Origin of the sequence: Aeromonas sp. s10 (assembly GCF_040907975.1) — a bacterium.
GTDB classification, from domain to species: domain Bacteria; phylum Pseudomonadota; class Gammaproteobacteria; order Enterobacterales; family Aeromonadaceae; genus Aeromonas; species Aeromonas caviae.
Map to the genome: position 1 here is coordinate 141969 of NZ_JBFOCV010000006.1, position 18142 is coordinate 160110.

Below are 18142 nucleotides of genomic sequence, written 5' to 3' on the forward strand. Positions count from 1 at the left end.
AATGGGGAGCGCAACGGACACTGCGATGGCAAGCGATACGGGAGGCCGATGCGCCACAAACAGGAGGGAAACACTCTGGTCTGATGGCATATGAACTCATTTTTCAATCAAGCCGCCATGACGCGACCATCCGGGGCGCGTTTCCCTCACCAATCCCAGTCACCATCGTCGTTGCCGACTTTCATGCCAAGGTGCCTTTTATACAAAATTGCAACATTGAAAACGTTTTTCATTCACCGCTCGTCTACCTGAATGGCACGAATGGTTGGCCACTTAAACTTTCGTGTTCTTTTTTTACCATTTCTGTGTGCCCCCCCCTTGCCCGGGACCCTGAGCCTGCCTAAAATCGCGCGTCTTTTATCAACCCCACCTCTATTGTTGGAGAACACCACGTGAGCGAAAAATTGGCCAACCCTGCCCCTCTGGGTCTGATGGGTTTCGGTATGACCACCATTCTGCTGAACATCCATAACGCAGGTTTCTTCCCCATCAGCGCCATGATCCTGGCCATGGGTCTGTGCTATGGCGGTCTGGCCCAGATCATCGCCGGCATCATGGAGTACAAGCGTGGCAACACCTTCGGTGTCACCGCCTTCATCTCCTACGGCACCTTCTGGTGGAGCCTGGTGTTCCTGCTGGTGATGCCGACCATGGGTCTGGCCGAGGCCACCCCGCACGCCTACATGGGCTGGTACCTGCTGATGTGGGGCATGTTCACCCTGTTCATGCTGATCGGGACTGTCAACTTCCCCCGCGTGAAGCAGTTCGTGTTCGCCTCCCTGACCGTGCTGTTCTTCCTGCTGGCCGCCCGTGACTTCACCGGCAGCGCCCTGATCGGCACCATCGCCGGTTTCGAAGGCATCATCTGCGGCGCCAGCGCCATCTACCTGGCCATGGCCACCGTGATCAACGAGCAGTTCGGTCGCACCGTGCTGCCCATCGGCGAGCAGAAGAAAGCCGCTCCCGTCGAGCTCAAAGCCGCTGCCTAAGCACCCGGCGACATCGCTGTCACGAAAAAGGCACCCTCGGGTGCCTTTTGTGTTTCTACCGCCCGGACACCGTGCCGGTCAGCCCTGCGCCCCGGGATCCCCAGCCAGCAATCGGGTGGCCGGGTAGCGGGCGGCGGGATCCTGGCCGTAGAAGCGGGCGAACTGGTCATAGACCGCGGGGTAGACGGCGCGCAGACGCAACGGATCGGTGAAGAAGCTCTCGCTGCACACCGCGAAGAATTCGGCGGGGTGCGAGGCGGCGTAGGGGTCTATCTCGGTCACCTCCTCTCTGGTCAACTGATCGTTCATCTCGTCAAACGCACCTTGCAGCGCCCGGGTCCATTGCTGGGGATCCATGCCCCGCGACAGGGGCGGTGCACCGTCCGCATCCCCTCCCAGCATGTCGAGCTTGTGGGCAAGCTCATGGATCACCAGGTTGAATCCGTCCCAGTCCCCGTCCTGCTGCAATTCGCTCCAGGCCAGCACCAGTGGCCCCTGGGGCCAGGATTCACCGGCGTTCTCCTCTTCAAATTCGCTCACCAGCCCGAACTCGTCCTGCACCTCCTGACGACGGGTCACGGGCTCGGGGATGATGATCACCTCGTGGAACCCTCGATACCAATCGAACCCCAGGTGCAGGATGGGCAGCACTGCCTGCAGGGCCAGCACCCCCTGCTGGCGGGGCGTCAGTTCCACCCCGATCTGGGTGAGGGTCTTGCGCGAGAGAAAATGGCGCGCCAGCTCCATCAGCCTCTGCGCCTCTTCTTCTTCAAGCCCCTGCAAGATGGGCACCGCCGCCAGCGCCTCGCGCCACTCCTGTTCTTCGGGGAGACGGGGCTCCCGGGGAGATGCACCACCCAATACCTCTTTCAACCTGGACCAGAACACACGGACTCCTCTTGCCAATCAGACAGCTTTCACAAAACGTTTCGGACGCTCGCAATACCCTTGCGCCAGATAAAATCGGTGCGCCCCTTCGCGCTTGAGGCTGCTGGAGAGCTCCAGCTGGCCACACCCCAGGGCTGCCGCCCGCTGCTCTGCCGCCGCCAGCAGCAGGGCCCCGATGCCCCCGCCCCTTGCACTCTCATCGACAACCAGCGCCGAGATCAGGCCCCAGGCTGGTGCAAGATGCATGGGTTGCAAGTGGTGCCACACCAGCACCCCCACCGGGATCCCCTCGCACAGGGCCACCAGGACCTCCCGCGCCGGATCGGGCTGGGCCAGCCTGGCGCTGACCGCCCCATCAGGGTTGGGGTAGCCCAGCTGGGCAAACAACCCCGTCAATCCGGCCCCATCCGCCTCCCCGGCGAGGCGAATGATGTATCTGTTTTCCCTTGTTGCCACTCCTGGCCTCCTATTTGCATTACCTCAATCAGCCCTCTGGGCATGGCAAAGCGGCAGATGATGGGTATGTACCGAATCTTGTCCAGTTCCATTCACCATTTGTTAATGTCAATTCACAAATTAACAAAGCCACAACACTTTTCACTAGGAAGGCCCTGAACAAACCGATATGTTAAATCCCGCGGACTAACCAGTCGAAAGTCCCGCACAATCCTGAGTGACCCCCTTGGTCACCGCATATTTCAATGTTAAGGGAGCGAGGCATATAGACCTCGCCAAGACAGCGCAACAAAGGAGTTGTTGTACATGAATGAGATCGTCAATGCCATCAATGGCGTGATTTGGAGCCCTGCGCTCATTTATCTGTGTCTGGGGGTAGGCCTCTACTTCTCCCTGCGCAGCCGTTTCCTGCAACTGCGTCACTTGAAAGGCATGATACGCCTGATGTTTCAGGGCAAGGGCAACGATGCCGGTGTCTCCTCCTTCCAGGCACTCTCCATGACCCTGGCCGGTCGCGTCGGTACCGGCAACATCGCCGGTGTGGCCACTGCCATCACCTTCGGCGGCCCGGGCGCCCTGTTCTGGATGTGGATGGTCGCCTTCCTCGGCGCCAGCTCCGCCTTCGTGGAGTCCACCCTGGGTCAGGTCTACAAGGAGAAGATCAACGGTGAATACCGCGGCGGTCCGGCCTTCTACATCGAGAAGGGCCTGGGCATGAAGTGGTATGCCTGGACCTTCGCCATCGCCACCATCTTCGCCTGCGGCGTGCTGCTGCCGGGCGTACAAGCCAACTCCATCGGCTCCAGCCTGCAGACCGCCTTTGACATCGATCCCAACGTCACCGCCGCCGGTCTGGCGCTGCTGCTCGGTTTCATCATCTTCGGCGGCGTCAAACGCATCGCCAATTTCGCCAGTACCGTGGTGCCCTTCATGGCGCTGGGTTACATCATCGTCGCCTGCGTCATCATCGCCCTGAACATCGGCCAACTGCCGGGCGTGATCCTGCTCATCTGGAAGAGTGCCTTCGGGATGGAAGCCGGCTTCGGCGCCATTCTGGGTCTGGCCATCATGTGGGGTGTCAAGCGCGGGGTCTACTCCAACGAAGCCGCCCAGGGGACTGGCCCCCACGCCTCCTCCGCCGCGGCGGTGAGCCACCCGGCCAAGCAGGGCCTGGTGCAGGCGTTCTCCGTCTACATCGACACCCTGTTCGTCTGCTCCGCCACCGGCTTCATGCTGCTCATCACCGGCCTGTACAACGTGCAGGGTCCGGACGGTGCAGCCCTCTACACCGGCATCGCAGGCATCGCGGCAGGCCCCGGCTATGTGCAGACCGCCATGGAGAGCATGATGCCAGGCTTTGGCAACTACTTCGTCGCCATCGCCCTGTTCTTCTTCGCCTTCACCACCATCGTGGCCTACTACTACATCGCCGAAACCAACATCGCTTTTGTCAACCGCAAGATTAACCGTCCCTGGCTCACCTTCCTGCTGAAGATTGCGCTGATGGCTGCCACCGTCTACGGCACCGTCAAGACCGCCGATCTGGCCTGGGGCCTGGGTGACATCGGGGTCGGCCTGATGGCCTGGCTCAACATCGGTGCCATCCTGATGCTGCAAAAGCCGGCTTTCGCCTGTCTGAAAGACTACGAGGCACAGCTGGCCAAGGGTCTGGATCCCGTGTTCCACCCGGAAAAGCTCGGCATCAAGAACGCCGACTACTGGATTGAAAACCGCGCCGAAGTAAACCTGATGCGCGAGCAAACCGGCCACCCCTTCGAGGCGGACCCGGATACCGTTGCCAAGTAATCAGACGGCACAATGCAAAATGGCAGCTTCGGCTGCCATTTTCATTTGTGTTGGATGGGTGAGGGGTTCAAAGCGCATTGCGGCGCGGTCCGAATGGCAGGCGCCAGCGAAACAGGCTGTTGAGGGTCGCCCGCCACTGGTTGGGGCGCCCCAGGATCTGCCTCTGCAACCGGGTCTCTTCCTTGAGCATTGTCTCGTCACTGCAAGCCCAGGCCTGGGTGTAGAGCTGCTTGATCCCCGCCAGCGCATCCGGCGACTTGGTGATCAGGGTCCGGGCAAAGGCCCGCGCCTCTTCCAGGGGATCCGCGCACACCCGGCTCACCAGGCCGAGGGACTTGGCTTCGCTGGCTTCCAGCTCGCGCCCGCTCATGGCAAGCTCCATGGCGGTATCCATCCCCATCAGGTTGCGCAGGGTGACGCTGCCGCTCATGTCGGGGATGATGCCCCACTTGATCTCCATCACCGAGAAGCGGCAATCCGGGGTGCTGAAGCGAAAATCGGCGCCGAGCGCTATCTGCAGGCCGCCGCCAAAACAGACCCCCTGGGTCACCGCAATCACGGGCACCGGCAATTGATGCCAGCCATAGGCCACCCGCTGGGCCAGGTTGGTCGCCTCGTCCGCCTCGCGCTTGAGGATCTCCAGCGCCGCCACCGGCTGCTTCAGCATGGATTTCACATCCAGCCCGGCGCAGAACGCCCGCCCCTCCCCGTGCAGGATCACGGCCCGCAGCCCTTTTTGCCGGGATACTGCGTTCAGCGTCTCGTCGATGGCGTCGAACATGGCCCGATCCAGCGCGTTGAGCTTGTCTCCCCGGCAGAGCATCACCTCGGCGATCCCCTCCTGAAACACCCATTTGACCCTTGGCTTTTCCATCTCCGTCTTCGTCCTTTTGATTCAACTGGTCATACCACAACGTTACCAGAGTGTTATGGGCAGGTACAGGGAGGCCGCCCTGGGCCTGCGACTAAAGTCGGCTGGCCCGGTGGTGGAGCCTTTGTCAGACTGGCCCCATGGTCACGGTGGAGCCTCTCATGTCACTTCTGTTCAATTTTGCCCGTCCACCGTTCGACGGCCTGGACGAGGAGGCACGCCAGCGGCTCGGTCAGCACCTCAGCATCTGCTACTTTCGCGCGGGCCAGACGGTGCAGCACGCCGAGGAGGAGCCCGCCGGGCTCTACCTCATCATCAAGGGGGCCGTGGAAGAGTCTGCCCCCCATCAATCCTTTGGCGACTATGGCGAGGGGGACATGTTCGACGTCCGTGCCCAGTTTGACGGGCACTGCCGCCACCGTTTCGCCGCCCTGGAAGATACCCTCTGCCAGCTCATTCCCCGCCCCGTCTTTCTGGCCCTGTGCGACGAGCACCCCCATATCGCCCGCTACTTCACCGCCACCCTGGCGGAGCGCCAGCGGGAGCAGGAGCGCCGCGGCCAGCTCGGACAGCAGAACCTGGCAGAGTTCATCCTGACCCGCATCGCTGCCGACCATCTGCAGGCGCCGCTCATCGTGGAAAGCAGCCTCTCGCTCCTGGCCGCCACCGAGGCCATGGTGGCCAGGGGCACCGACTGCCTGCTCTATCCCGGAGCAGACGGCAGCCTGAGCCTGGCCACCCGCAAGACCCTGCTCCACGCCCTCACCCTCAAGGGATTGCCGCTCAGTGCGCCGCTGGCGGTGCTGACTCCCACCCCGCTGACGGGTCTGCCACTGGGGAGCTATCTGTTCGATGCCCTGCTGCTGATGACCCGCCACCGCATCAAGCGCCTGGTCATCTGGCAGGGGCAGGAGGTGGCAGGCATCCTGCATTTGACCCAGGTGCTCGGGCTCTTCTCCACCCACTCCCATGTGTTGACCCTGCGCATCGCCCGCGCCGACTCCCCGGCCGCCCTCGAGGCGGTCGCCCGGGAGCAGCAGCAGCTCATTCGCTCCCTGTTTGCCCAGGGGATCCACACCCTGTTCCTGATGAAGCTCATCGCCACCATCAACGAGCAGTTGATCGCCAAGGCCTTTGCACTGGTGATCCCGCCTGCGGTGCAGGAGCGGGTCTGCCTGCTGATGCTGGGCTCGGAGGGGCGCGGCGAGCAGATCCTCAAAACCGATCAGGACAATGCCCTGATCCTGCCCGCCGACCTGCACTGGCCGACCCGGCAGGCCGACCTGGCTGCCTTCAGCGAGCTGCTGGCCCGGCTCGGCTACCCGCCCTGCCCCGGCCGGGTGATGGTCAACAATCCGGCCTGGGTGAAGCCCCTGGCGCTCTGGCAGCAGGAGATCGAGCGGGCCTGTGTCGAGGCCAGTGAAGCAGACTTGCTCTGGCTCGCCACCCTGGCCGATGCCCAGGCCATCACGGGAGATCGCGCCCGGCTCGCCCCCGTCGCCCGCCACCTGCGGGCCTGCCTAGCCGATCGGCCGGATCTGCTGGCGGAGATGGCAAGGGCCGCCGTCGCCTTTCACGCCCCCCTCACCCTCTTTGGCAGGCTGGAACAAGCCCCGGAGGGGCTGGATCTCAAGCGGGGCGGCCTCTTCCCCCTTGTCCACGGCGTCCGGGTGCTCTCCCTGGAGGCGGGGATCCTGGAGACCTCGACCACAGGACGCATCGAGGCCCTGGTGGGCCAGGGACGCCTCAGCCGGGACTATGGCACCAATCTGGCGGAGGCCTTCCGGCTGTTCATGCGGCTTCGGCTGCGCAGCCAGTTGCAGGAGGGAGACGGACGGGTGCGGGTGGCAGACCTCGGCCCCGCAGAGCGGGATCTGCTGCGCCATGCCCTGCACCAGGTGAAGAAGTTCCAGCAATGGCTCACCTTGCACTTTCGTCTTAGGCAATAGCGATGTGGATGCACTGGCGCCGCCGCTGGCTTGGCAGGACGTTTCGGGAGGGGGAGTTTGCCCCGCTCTTTGCCCGCCCTGCTGGCGACGAGTGGGTGGCGCTGGACTTCGAGACCACCAGCCTGGATCCGGCGCTGGCGGAGATCGTCTCCATCGGGGCGGTGCGCATCCGGGGCAACCGGATAGAGACGGGCGATGCCCTTGCCATCCGGGTCCAGGCTCCCGCCAGCCTGAGCGCCGGGTCCGTGGTGATCCACGGCCTGCGCCATCAGGATCTGCAACAGGGAATGGCACTGGAGCCCGCGCTGCGCGCGCTGCTGGAGTTCATCGGCCCCCGTGAGCTGGTGGGATATCACATCGCCTATGACCTGCGCATTCTCAACCTCGCCTGCCAACGGCTGTGGGGGCTCACCCTGCCCCAGCGCGGCATCGAGGTGAGCCGCCTCTATCACGATCACCTCTATCGCCGCTATCCCGATGCCGCCATCGATCTGCACCTGGCCGCGATCTGTCGCCATCTGGCGCTGCCAGCCCTGCCCCCCCACGACGCCCTGAGCGATGCCGTCACCGCCGCCCTTGTCTTTGTACGCCTGCATCAGGGCGGCCCGCTGGCTTATCCCAAAGTCTAATTGTTCGGAAATAACATTTAATTCACATTTTGCTTACATGGACAGCCGTGCTGTCCGGTAGGGAACCCCTCATCCACCGCTGACATTCACTGTCATGGAGAACTGCAATGGAACAGCAACCGTATCTTCGGATCCAGCAAGATCCCAACTTCCAGGCACTGGTCGCCAAACGCCAGCGTTTTGCCTGGACCCTCTCCATCCTGATGCTGGGGCTCTACCTGGCGTTCATCCTGCTCATCGCCTTTGCGCCGGGCTGGCTTGGCACCCCCTTGAGTGAAGGCTCCAGCATCACCCGTGGTATCCCGGTCGGGATTGGTCTCATCGTATCGGCCTTCGTGCTGACCGGTATCTACGTATTTCGTGCCAACGGCGAGTTCGACGAACTGAACCAGAAGATCCTCAAGGGAGCGCAATCATGAAAGGCAAGTTTCTGCTGCCGCTGGCAGGTCTGATCTCCACCCCTTTGCTGGCGGCCGACGCCATCAGCGGCGAGGTGCAACGCCAACCCCTCAATATCTCGGCCATCGTGATGTTCGTGATCTTCGTGGCCGCGACCCTGTTCATCACCTACTGGGCCTCCAAGCGCAACCGCTCGGCTTCCGACTACTACGCCGCCGGCGGGCGCATCACCGGCTTCCAGAACGGTCTGGCCATCGCCGGTGACTACATGTCCGCCGCCTCCTTCCTCGGCATCTCCGCCCTGGTCTATACCTCGGGCTACGACGGTCTCATCTACTCCATCGGCTTCCTGGTGGGCTGGCCCATCATCCTGTTCCTGATCGCGGAGCGGCTGCGCAACCTCGGCAAGTACACCTTTGCCGACGTGGCCTCCTACCGCCTCAAGCAGACCTCGGTGCGCAGCCTCTCCGCCAGCGGCTCCCTGGTGGTGGTCGCCCTCTACCTCATCGCCCAGATGGTCGGTGCCGGCAAGCTCATCGAGCTGCTGTTCGGCCTCCAATACCATGTGGCCGTGGTGCTGGTCGGCATCCTGATGGTGCTCTACGTGCTGTTCGGCGGCATGCTGGCCACCACCTGGGTACAGATCATCAAGGCGGTGATGCTGCTCTCCGGTGCCTCCTTCATGGCCATCATGGTGATGAAGTCCGTCAACTTCGACGTCGGTACCCTGTTCAGCGAAGCGGTCAAGGTGCATGCCAATGGTGCGGCCATCATGAGCCCGGGCGGCCTGGTCGCCGACCCCATCTCCGCCATCTCCCTTGGGCTGGCCCTGATGTTCGGTACCGCTGGTCTGCCCCACATCCTGATGCGCTTCTTCACCGTGAGCGATGCCAAGGAAGCCCGTAAATCGGTGTTCTATGCCACCGGCTTCATCGGCTACTTCTACATCCTCACCTTCATCATCGGCTTTGGCGCCATCCTGCTGGTCAGCACCAACCCGGACTTCAAGGACGCCACCGGCGCCCTGCTGGGGGGCACCAACATGGCGGCGGTCCATCTGGCCGATGCGGTGGGCGGCAGCCTGTTCCTGGGCTTCATCTCCGCCGTGGCGTTTGCCACCATACTGGCGGTCGTGGCCGGGCTGACCCTGGCGGGGGCCTCCGCGGTCTCTCACGACCTCTATGCCTGCGTCATCAAGGAAGGCAAGGCCAACGAGGCCGACGAGCTGCGCGTCTCCAAGATGACCACCCTGGTACTGGGTGTGGTCGCCATCGGCCTTGGCATCCTGTTCGAGAAGCAGAACATCGCCTTCATGGTGGGCCTGGCGTTCTCCATCGCGGCGAGCTGCAACTTCCCGGTGCTCTTCCTCTCCATGTTCTGGTCCCGCCTGACCACCCGTGGCGCCGTCTATGGCGGCTGGCTCGGTCTCATCAGCGCCGTGACCCTGATGATCCTGGGCCCCACCGTCTGGGTGAAGGTGCTGGGTCATGCCCAGGCCATCTTCCCCTACGAATACCCGGCGCTCTTCTCCATGGGGCTGGCTTTCATCGGGATCTGGTTCTTCTCGGTCACCGACAAGTCCCAGGCAGCCTCCGACGAGCATGCGAAGTTCTTCCCGCAGTTCGTCCGCTCCCAGACCGGGCTCGGTGCCTCCGGCGCCTCCGCCCACTAAGTGGCATCCCACGCATCCAAGCCGGCCCAGTGCCGGCTTTTTTCATGACCGCCCCTCGCCTCCCCTCTGCAAGAGAAGCCGGAGCCCGTTGCCGGCCTGGTCGTGAAACCTTCCCCCCCCCCCCGCAATGGAGCCAGATCACAGTTCCTGCTAAAACTTTCGGGGGATCTGTGCCATAATGCGCGCCATTTGACAGACCAACCGGGACATTCCAGTGCTTTCAAGCAACAACATCACCATGCAGTTCGGCGCCAAGCCGCTGTTTGAGAACATCAGCGTCAAGTTTGGCGGCGGCAACCGCTACGGCCTTATCGGTGCCAACGGCTGTGGCAAGTCCACCTTCATGAAGATCCTCGGCGGCGATCTCGAACCCACCGGCGGCAATGTGAGCCTGGATGTCAACGAGCGTATCGGTAAGCTGCGCCAGGATCAGTTCGCCTACGAAGAGATGCGCGTACTGGACGTGGTCATGATGGGCCACACCGAGCTGTGGGCCGCCATCGCCGAACGCGATGCCATCTATGCCAACCTGGAGGCCACCGACGACGACTACATGAAGGCCGCCGAGCTGGAAGGCCTGGTCGCCGAATATGATGGCTACACCGCCGAATCCCGCGCAGGCGAACTGCTGCTGGGTGCCGGTATTCCCATCGAGCAGCACAACGGCCCGATGAGCGAAGTGGCCCCGGGCTGGAAACTGCGGGTACTGCTGGCGCAGGCGCTGTTCTCCAACCCCGACATCCTGTTGCTGGACGAACCGACCAACAACCTGGACATCAACACCATTCGCTGGCTGGAGCAGGTGCTCAACGATCGTGAAAGCACCATGATCATCATCTCTCACGACCGTCACTTCCTGAACTCCGTCTGCACCCACATGGCGGATCTGGACTACGGCGAGCTGCGGGTCTACCCGGGCAACTACGACGAGTACATGCTGGCTGCCACCCAGGCCCGCGAGCGCCTGCTGGCCGACAACGCCAAGAAGAAGGCCCAGATCGCCGATCTGCAATCCTTCGTCTCCCGCTTCAGCGCCAACGCCTCCAAGTCCAGCCAGGCTACCTCCCGCCTCAAGCAGATCGACAAGATCAAGATTGAGGAAGTGAAGGTCTCCAGCCGTCAGAACCCCTTCATCCGCTTCGAGCAGGACAAGAAGCTCTACCGCAACATCCTGGAGATCGAAGGCGTCTCCAAGGGTTATGGCGACGGTCCCCTGTTCAAGGGGCTCAACATGATGCTGGAAGTGGGCGAGAAGGTCGCCATCCTGGGTACCAACGGGATCGGTAAGTCCACCCTGATCAAGACGCTGGTCGGTGCCCTGGCACCGGATACCGGCACCATCAAGTGGTCCGAGAACGCCCAGATCGGCTACTACGCCCAGGATCACGCCGAAGATTTCGACACCGATCTCAATGTGTTCGACTGGATGGCACAGTGGAAGCAGGAGAACGAAGACGAGCAGGCGGTGCGCTCCGTGCTGGGTCGTCTGCTCTTCTCCCAGGACGACATCAAGAAGCCGGTCAAGGTGCTCTCCGGTGGTGAACAGGGCCGCATGCTGTTCGGCAAGCTGATGATGCAGCGCCCCAACATCCTCATCATGGACGAACCGACCAACCACCTGGACATGGAATCCATCGAATCCTTGAACCTGGCGCTGGAGATGTACAAGGGCACCCTGATCTTCGTCTCCCACGACCGCGAGTTCGTCTCCTCCCTGGCGACCCGCATCCTGGAACTGACCGAAGACGGCATCCGCGACTTCGGCGGCACCTACGAGGATTACCTGCGCACCCAGGGTGTGGTGTAATCCTCCGCCTTCAAGCAAAGCGATCAGAACCGGCGCCTCGTGCGCCGGTTTTTTTATGCCTCCTTGATCACGCCCCACAGCAAGAGAAGGATTGGGGATAGGGAGAGCAAGAGTACAGCGCGCTGTCATACACCTGTCCCGCTCATCCCCAGCCAGGATAGGCAGCACAGGCCCGTGCCTGGCCCCTTCCCTCCTGCGCCCGCCCGCTCTGCCGGGCTGTTGATGGCACAAAAAAACGGCTCCATCATGGAGCCGTTTTCACACTTGGGGCCGTGAGGCTGACTTACTCGACAGTGGCTTCCACGTCGGTGAAGTATTCGATCTTGGCCGCCTTGCGCAGCTCGTCGATCAGCGACTTGTAGTCGGCCTGTGCCTTGCCCTGACCCAGCTGACCTTGCAGCAGGCTCACCATCTGGGACGGCTCCTTGATGACGTTGACCTTGTCCAGCGCCACCACCACACGATCACCGTTGGCTTCGGTCACCAGCTCGACGCTCGGCTTGCCATCGGTCGGATGGGGCATGCGGAACGCCTGGGTCACCAGGTTCTGATCCATCTCCTGGGCGAAACGGGATACACCGGTATGGGTATCCACTTTCAGACCCAGCGCGGTCAGGTCGGCCTGAACGTTCTCACCGGCCTTGAGCTTGTCCAGCAGACCCTGGGCCTTGCCACGGGCCACTTCACTGGCCTTGTCGTGCTTGATGACGGTGATCACCTGCTCTTTCACCTCGGCAAGCGGCTTGGCCGCCTTCGGCTGGTGACCCATGATGTGCAGCACCAGCGCCTTGCCGTCAGCCAGCTCGATCACGTCGGAGTTGGTATTGTCATCGCGCAGCTGTTCGGAGAATGCCACGGAGAGCACCTTGGGATCATTGAGCGGTGCCGGCGCATCGGCCTGGCTGAAATAGCCGGTGGACTGCACCTGGAGGCCCATGGCTTCGGCGGTCAAGTCCAGGGAGTCCGGGTTCTCGAAGCTGCTGTCGGCCATCTTCTGCTGTTCGGCGAAGAACTGCTCCTTGGCCTTCTCAGACTGCAGACGGGCGATGGTATCGCTCATCACGTCCACGAAGGGCTTGGTCTTGGCAGGCTCGACTCCCAGCAGCTTGATGATGTGGAAGCCGAACGGGCTCTTCACCACGGCGGAGAGATCGCCGGCCTTGGCCAGCGCGAACGCGGCTTTCTCAAAGGCAGGATCCATCACCCCCTTCTCGAACCAGTCGAGCTCCCCGCCCTTCTTCGCGGAGAAGGTATCGGAGGAGTCGGCCTTGGCCAGCGCGGCGAAATCGTCACCTGCCTTGGCCTTGGCCAGCACGGCCTCGGCTTTCTGCTCGGCGGCCTTTTCATCCTTGCCAAACGGGATCAGGATGTGCGCCACCTGACGGCGCTCGGGACGCTGGAACAGATCCTGATGCTGGTCGTAGTAATCCTGGGCATCCTGCTCGGTGACCTTGATGTTCTTGCCAAGGTTGGCGGCATCGAGCAGCAGATAGTCGACCTTGACCGTCTCGTCGTTCATGAAACGAGCGCTGTTGGCCTTGTAGAACTGCTCCACCTCGGCATCGCTCACCTCGATCCCGTCCACATAGGCGGAAGCGGCCAGACGGATCAGGCGCAGGTCACGGGTCTGGTTGTAGAGACGATCCAGTTGCTCGGCCTCACCCTTGAGGGCGAACTCCGATCCCAGCACGGCGCCCATCAATTGCTGGCGCACCATGTCCTGGCGCAGGGAGTCGCGGAACATCTCGGGGGTCATGCCGGCACGGCGAATGAGCTGCAGGTAGCGGTCATTGCTGAACTTGCCGTTTTCGGCAAACTCGGGCATGGCGACGATGGCCTGCTTGATCTGCTCATCGCTGACGCGCAGACCCAGGGAGCGGGCCTTGTCATCGATCAGCGCCTGATCGATCAGACGGTCCAGCACGCCACGGCGGAACTGTTTCATGTAATCGGGATTGGCGGCCAGCTGGTTGAAGGCCTCACCCATTTGGGATTCCATGCGGGCCCGCTCATTGCGGTAGGCATTCTCCAGTGCGGGGGCACTGATGTCATTGCCGTTGACGGTGGCGGGGGCGGTACGTGCCGGGCCATTGAGGTAGCTGCCTACGCCGGCCAAGGCAAAGGAGAGGATGATCAGGCCCAAGATAACCTTGGCTACCTTGCCCTGCGCCCCTTCGCGTAGTTTATCCAACATCATGTTTGTACTTATGCTCCCGAACTCGATGGGCGTAAATAATGAAAAGGCGCACCGATTGCGATGCGCCTTGGTCAAGCAGTATGAGGGAGAGCCCTCTCACTTGTCTGGTCAGAGACCAAGGACGGTGCCGATAGATATCAGCGACCGGCTTAGTTGACCGCGTCTTTCAGGGCCTTGCCGGCTTTGAAGGCAGGAACTTTACCGGCAGCGATTTCGATGGTCGCACCAGTTTGCGGGTTGCGGCCGGAACGGGCTGCACGCTCGCGAACGGCGAAAGTACCGAAACCAACCAGAGCAACCTGGTCACCCTCTTTCAGGGCTTCGCCCACGGCATCGATGAAGGCATCCAGCGCACGGCCAGCGGCAGCTTTGGAGATATCAGCACCGTCTGCAATCTTGTCAATCAGTTGAGATTTATTCACTCTTATATTCCCCTTTTATCGAACATCGCTGCGGCGCTGATTTCCCTGGCCACAACAAGTGGAGGTTTTATAACAAGCCTCCTGATCAGTTGCAAGTGACAATCTGGCGCAAACCCGCGCCACATCACGCATTGCGACTCATCATGAGTACCCGATCGGTGGTCAAGGCTACTTCCGTTGTCCGGTGCATGCAAGCCTTAACCACCCCCCGAATGCGCCAAATTTGCGGCGCATCAACATTTACACGATAGAAACGCGTTCGAAACCTTGCGGATTGTCCTGCAACGCCAGTGCAAGCACCTCATCAATCCAGCGAACCGGATAGATTTCAAGATCTTGTTTGACGTTGGCCGGGATCTCCTCGAGGTCACGTTCGTTCTCTTTCGGGATCAGCACACGCTTGATGCCACCACGGTGGGCCGCCAGCAGTTTCTCCTTGAGACCACCGATGGGCAGCACCTCGCCACGCAGGGTGATTTCACCCGTCATCGCCACGTCGGCACGCACTGGGTTGCCGGTGAGGCTGGAAACCAGGGCGGTACACATGGCGATACCGGCGCTCGGGCCGTCTTTCGGGGTCGCCCCTTCCGGCACGTGCACGTGGATGTCGCGCTTCTCGTAGAAGTCGCCGTTGATACGCAGCTTCTCGGCGCGGGCACGCACCACCGTCATGGCCGCCTGGATGGACTCCTGCATCACGTCACCGAGGGAACCGGTGTAAGTGAGCTTGCCCTTGCCCGGCATGTTGGTGGTCTCGATGGTGAGCAGATCGCCCCCCACTTCGGTCCACGCCAGCCCGCACACCTGACCAATCTGGTTCTGGTCGGTGGCCTTGCCATAGTCAAAGCGCTGTACCCCCAGGAACTCCTTGAGGTTCTCCTGGTTGACCTGAACATGCTTGATGCTCTTGTCCAGCAGGATGCGTTTGACTGCCTTGCGACAGATTTTGGAGATTTCACGCTCCAGGCTGCGCACACCCGCCTCGCGGGTGTAGTAGCGAATCACTCCGATCAGCGCCGAATCCTCGATGGTGATCTCGGAAGGCTTCAGGCCGTTGCGCTGGATCTGCTTGGCCACCAGGTGCTGCTTGGCAATGTTGAGCTTCTCGTCCTCGGTGTAACCGGACAGACGGATCACTTCCATCCGGTCCAGCAGCGGACCCGGGATGTTCATGGAGTTGGAGGTGGCCACGAACATCACGTCCGACAGGTCATAATCCACTTCCAGATAGTGATCGTTGAAGCTGCTGTTCTGCTCGGGATCCAGCACCTCCAGCAGGGCGGAAGCGGGATCGCCACGCATGTCCGAGCTCATCTTGTCGATTTCGTCGAGCAGGAACAGCGGGTTCTTCACGCCGACTTTCGCCATCTTCTGGATGAGCTTGCCGGGCATGGAGCCGATGTAGGTACGACGGTGACCACGGATCTCCGCCTCGTCACGCACCCCACCCAGGGCCATGCGCACATACTTGCGGCCGGTGGCCTTGGCGATGGACTGGCCCAGGGAGGTCTTGCCCACCCCGGGAGGCCCGACCAGGCAGAGGATGGGGCCCTTGAGCTTGTTCACACGCGCCTGCACTGCCAGGTATTCGAGGATGCGATCCTTGACCTTGTCCAGGCCATAGTGATCCGCATCCAGCACCTCCTGGGCCTTGCCCAGGTCTTTCTTGACCTTGGAGCGGGTCTTCCAGGGCACCTGCACCATCCAGTCCACATAGCTGCGCACCACAGTGGCTTCCGCCGACATGGGGGACATCATCTTGAGCTTGGCGAGCTCGGCCTGGGCCTTCTCGCGGGCATCCTCCGGCATCCCGGCCTCTTCAATCTTGCGATTGAGGGCTTCGAATTCATCCGGGCTGTCTTCCAGCTCACCCAGCTCTTTCTGGATGGCCTTCATCTGCTCGTTGAGGTAATACTCCCGCTGGCTCTTCTCCATCTGCTTCTTGACCCGGGAGCGGATGCGCTTCTCGACCTGCAACAGGTCGATCTCCGACTCCATCATGGCCATCAGAAACTCGATGCGCTCGGACACGGAGGCGATTTCCAGCACCTTCTGCTTGTCTTCGAGCTTGAGCGGCATGTGGGCAGCCATGGTATCGGCCAGGCGCGCCGCATCGTCGATCGCCGAAATCGAGGTGAGTACCTCGGGCGGGATCTTCTTGTTGAGCTTGATGTACCCTTCGAACTGGCCGATGGCAGAGCGCACCAGCACATCCTGATCCTTCTCCTCGATGGGGGCGGACGCGATGTACTGGGCCTCCCCGACAAAGAAGTCGCGATCGTCGATCATCCGCTCAAGGCGGGCACGCTGGCCCCCCTCCACCAGCACCTTGACGGTGCCGTCCGGCAGCTTGAGCATCTGCAGAATATTGGCCACTGTCCCGACGGAGAAAATTTCCTCCACCGTCGGTTCGTCAGTCGACGCATCCTTCTGGGCCACCAGCAGGACTTTCTTGTCCTGCTCCATGGCCGCTTCCAGACAGCGAATGGATTTTTCCCGCCCCACAAAGAGTGGAATGACCATGTGGGGATAGACCACCACGTCACGAAGAGGCAGGACGGGAATCTCGATGCGTTCTGAACGCTCTAGGTTCATATATGTCCTCTCGGCTTGTTATACCGTTGGCAAAGGCTTGGCTGAGTATATGGGGGCGCAAAGATGAGATTCAATCGCCTTGGCCGTAAAAAGCATGAAAGGGGCAAAAAGCCCCTTTATGTGATTAAAAATCAGACAGTTACTCTGAGGCTGCGGCCTGAGTCTCGGGATTGTCGTAGATCATCAGGGGCGCGGAGTCTCCCTTGATCACCGTCTCGTCGATCACCACCTTGCTGACCCCTTTCAGGGAGGGCAGGTCATACATGGTGTCGAGCAGTACGGCCTCGACAATGGAACGCAGACCCCGGGCACCGGTTTTGCGCTCCATGGCCTTGCGGGCAATGGCATTGAGCGCGTCGTCACGAAACTCCAGCTCCACCTCTTCCAGGGCAAACAGCGCGGCATACTGCTTGGTCAGCGCGTTCTTCGGCTCTTTCAGGATCTGGATGAGGGCAGCCTCGTCAAGCTCGGTCAGGGTCGCGACCACCGGCAGACGACCGATGAACTCGGGGATGAGACCGTACTTGATGAGATCTTCCGGCTCCACCTTGGCAAAGTTCTCGCTCAGGGTTGCCTTGGCATTCTTGGATTTCACCTCGGCGCCAAAACCGATGCCGGTGCCCTTGACGGAGCGCTGCTCGATCACCTTGTCCAGCCCCGCGAAGGCACCACCACAGATGAAGAGGATCTTGGAGGTATCGACCTGCAAAAACTCCTGCTGAGGGTGCTTACGACCGCCCTGGGGCGGCACGGAGGCGATGGTGCCTTCGATCAGTTTCAGCAGTGCCTGCTGCACCCCTTCCCCGGACACGTCGCGGGTGATGGAGGGGTTGTCCGACTTGCGGGAGATCTTGTCGATCTCGTCGATGTAGACGATGCCACGCTGGGCCTTCTCCACGTCGTAGTCGCACTTTTGCAGCAACTTCTGGATGATGTTCTCCACGTCCTCGCCCACGTAACCGGCTTCGGTCAGGGTGGTAGCATCGGCCATGGTGAAGGGCACATCCAGCAGACGAGCCAGGGTCTCGGCCAGCAGAGTCTTGCCGCTGCCGGTGGGGCCAATCAGCAGAATGTTGGATTTGCCCAGCTCCACGCCACCGGACTCGCTGCCGCTGCGAAGACGCTTGTAGTGGTTGTAGACAGCCACTGCCAGCACCTTCTTAGCGTACTCCTGACCGATCACGTAGTCGTCCAGATGGGCGCGGATTTCATGAGGGGTCGGCAGCTCGCTACCATCGCGCTTGGGAGATATCTCGCGGATCTCCTCGCGGATGATGTCGTTGCACAGCTCGACACACTCATCACATACGTAGACGGAAGGGCCAGCGATCAGCTTGCGCACTTCATGCTGGCTTTTGCCGCAGAAAGAGCAATACAGCAGCTTGTCGCCCTCACCCTTGCGTTTCTCTGTCATTCAGCGACCTCGTTTTATCAATAGAGGATGGATCGTCCTGTTGAGTTT

Annotated in this window: 14 protein-coding genes; 7 read left to right on the forward strand and 7 right to left on the reverse strand. The window is 61.5% G+C overall.

Features of this window, described 5'->3' with window-relative positions; all coding sequences use genetic code 11:
• The first annotated feature begins 392 nt into the window (after positions 1 to 392).
• The gene (locus tag AB5Y59_RS01240) at positions 393 to 989 is read left to right on the forward strand and encodes a GPR1/FUN34/YaaH family transporter (RefSeq protein WP_114522930.1); all 597 of its coding nucleotides are present in this window, start codon (positions 393 to 395) and stop codon (positions 987 to 989) included.
• 78 nt (positions 990 to 1067) lie between these two features.
• On the opposite strand, the gene AB5Y59_RS01245 is transcribed toward AB5Y59_RS01240, so the two are convergent.
• Positions 1068 to 1877: a zinc-dependent peptidase gene (locus tag AB5Y59_RS01245; protein WP_139736861.1), complete on the reverse strand. Its 810-nt coding sequence runs from the start codon at positions 1875 to 1877 to the stop codon at positions 1068 to 1070.
• Between the two features lie 18 nt (positions 1878 to 1895).
• Positions 1896 to 2264, reverse strand: coding sequence for a GNAT family N-acetyltransferase (locus AB5Y59_RS01250; protein WP_225315775.1), 369 nt, complete (start codon positions 2262 to 2264; stop codon positions 1896 to 1898).
• 375 nt (positions 2265 to 2639) lie between these two features.
• Here AB5Y59_RS01250 and AB5Y59_RS01255 point away from each other — a divergent pair, with 375 nt between their 5' ends.
• Positions 2640 to 4139 carry a sodium:alanine symporter family protein gene (locus tag AB5Y59_RS01255; protein WP_043156472.1) on the forward strand — a complete coding sequence of 500 codons (1500 nt, stop codon included), beginning with the start codon at positions 2640 to 2642 and terminating at the stop codon, positions 4137 to 4139.
• Between the two features lie 67 nt (positions 4140 to 4206).
• Here AB5Y59_RS01255 and AB5Y59_RS01260 read toward each other — a convergent pair whose 3' ends face one another.
• Positions 4207 to 5013, reverse strand: a complete 807-nt coding sequence (locus AB5Y59_RS01260) for a crotonase/enoyl-CoA hydratase family protein (RefSeq protein WP_368211329.1) — start codon at positions 5011 to 5013, stop codon at positions 4207 to 4209.
• Between the two features lie 158 nt (positions 5014 to 5171).
• On the opposite strand from AB5Y59_RS01260, the gene AB5Y59_RS01265 reads away from it, so the two are divergent.
• From AB5Y59_RS01265 to AB5Y59_RS01285, 5 genes are all read left to right on the forward strand, one after another.
• Complete coding sequence (locus AB5Y59_RS01265) at positions 5172 to 6959, forward strand: putative nucleotidyltransferase substrate binding domain-containing protein (RefSeq protein ID WP_368211331.1); 1788 nt, start codon at positions 5172 to 5174, stop codon at positions 6957 to 6959.
• Positions 6960 to 6961: 2 nt separating this feature from the next.
• Positions 6962 to 7588, forward strand: coding sequence for a 3'-5' exonuclease (locus AB5Y59_RS01270; protein WP_029314461.1), 627 nt, complete (start codon positions 6962 to 6964; stop codon positions 7586 to 7588).
• 107 nt (positions 7589 to 7695) lie between these two features.
• On the forward strand, positions 7696 to 8007 hold the full coding sequence (locus AB5Y59_RS01275; RefSeq protein ID WP_039039049.1) for a DUF485 domain-containing protein: 312 nt from the start codon (positions 7696 to 7698) through the stop codon (positions 8005 to 8007).
• Positions 8004 to 9659 carry a cation acetate symporter gene (locus AB5Y59_RS01280; RefSeq protein WP_010674577.1) on the forward strand — a complete coding sequence of 552 codons (1656 nt, stop codon included), beginning with the start codon at positions 8004 to 8006 and terminating at the stop codon, positions 9657 to 9659. Before AB5Y59_RS01275 ends, AB5Y59_RS01280 begins: the two co-directional genes overlap by 4 nt.
• Positions 9660 to 9873: 214 nt before the next feature.
• Positions 9874 to 11466, forward strand: a complete 1593-nt coding sequence (locus AB5Y59_RS01285; RefSeq protein WP_010674576.1) for an ABC-F family ATPase — start codon at positions 9874 to 9876, stop codon at positions 11464 to 11466.
• 283 nt (positions 11467 to 11749) lie between these two features.
• Here the strand turns inward: AB5Y59_RS01285 and ppiD are convergent, their stop codons facing one another.
• From ppiD to clpX, 4 genes are all read right to left on the reverse strand, one after another.
• Positions 11750 to 13663, reverse strand: coding sequence for a peptidylprolyl isomerase (gene ppiD / locus AB5Y59_RS01290; RefSeq protein ID WP_039039047.1), 1914 nt, complete (start codon positions 13661 to 13663; stop codon positions 11750 to 11752).
• A gap of 149 nt (positions 13664 to 13812) precedes the next feature.
• Positions 13813 to 14085 carry a nucleoid-associated protein HU-beta gene (gene hupB, locus AB5Y59_RS01295; protein ID WP_005315375.1) on the reverse strand — a complete coding sequence of 91 codons (273 nt, stop codon included), beginning with the start codon at positions 14083 to 14085 and terminating at the stop codon, positions 13813 to 13815.
• Positions 14086 to 14325: 240 nt separating this feature from the next.
• Entirely contained in the window at positions 14326 to 16680 is a 2355-nt protein-coding gene (gene lon, locus AB5Y59_RS01300) for an endopeptidase La (protein ID WP_368211332.1), read from the reverse strand.
• Between the two features lie 139 nt (positions 16681 to 16819).
• On the reverse strand, positions 16820 to 18094 hold the full coding sequence (gene clpX / locus AB5Y59_RS01305) for an ATP-dependent protease ATP-binding subunit ClpX (protein ID WP_010674573.1): 1275 nt from the start codon (positions 18092 to 18094) through the stop codon (positions 16820 to 16822).
• Between the last annotated feature and the right edge of the window lie 48 nt (positions 18095 to 18142).

What these genes read in the sequence shown, in the direction of transcription:
- AB5Y59_RS01255 (WP_043156472.1), top strand. Translation starts at nt 2,640, where the DNA reads ATGAATGAGATCGTCAATGCCATCAATGGCGTGATTTGGAGCCCTGCG.
- AB5Y59_RS01260 (WP_368211329.1), bottom strand. Translation starts at nt 5,013, where the DNA reads ATGGAAAAGCCAAGGGTCAAATGGGTGTTTCAGGAGGGGATCGCCGAG.
- AB5Y59_RS01265 (WP_368211331.1), top strand. Translation starts at nt 5,172, where the DNA reads ATGTCACTTCTGTTCAATTTTGCCCGTCCACCGTTCGACGGCCTGGAC.
- AB5Y59_RS01270 (WP_029314461.1), top strand. Translation starts at nt 6,962, where the DNA reads ATGTGGATGCACTGGCGCCGCCGCTGGCTTGGCAGGACGTTTCGGGAG.
- AB5Y59_RS01275 (WP_039039049.1), top strand. Translation starts at nt 7,696, where the DNA reads ATGGAACAGCAACCGTATCTTCGGATCCAGCAAGATCCCAACTTCCAG.
- AB5Y59_RS01280 (WP_010674577.1), top strand. Translation starts at nt 8,004, where the DNA reads ATGAAAGGCAAGTTTCTGCTGCCGCTGGCAGGTCTGATCTCCACCCCT.
- ppiD (WP_039039047.1), bottom strand. Translation starts at nt 13,663, where the DNA reads ATGATGTTGGATAAACTACGCGAAGGGGCGCAGGGCAAGGTAGCCAAG.
- lon (WP_368211332.1), bottom strand. Translation starts at nt 16,680, where the DNA reads ATGAACCTAGAGCGTTCAGAACGCATCGAGATTCCCGTCCTGCCTCTT.
- clpX (WP_010674573.1), bottom strand. Translation starts at nt 18,094, where the DNA reads ATGACAGAGAAACGCAAGGGTGAGGGCGACAAGCTGCTGTATTGCTCT.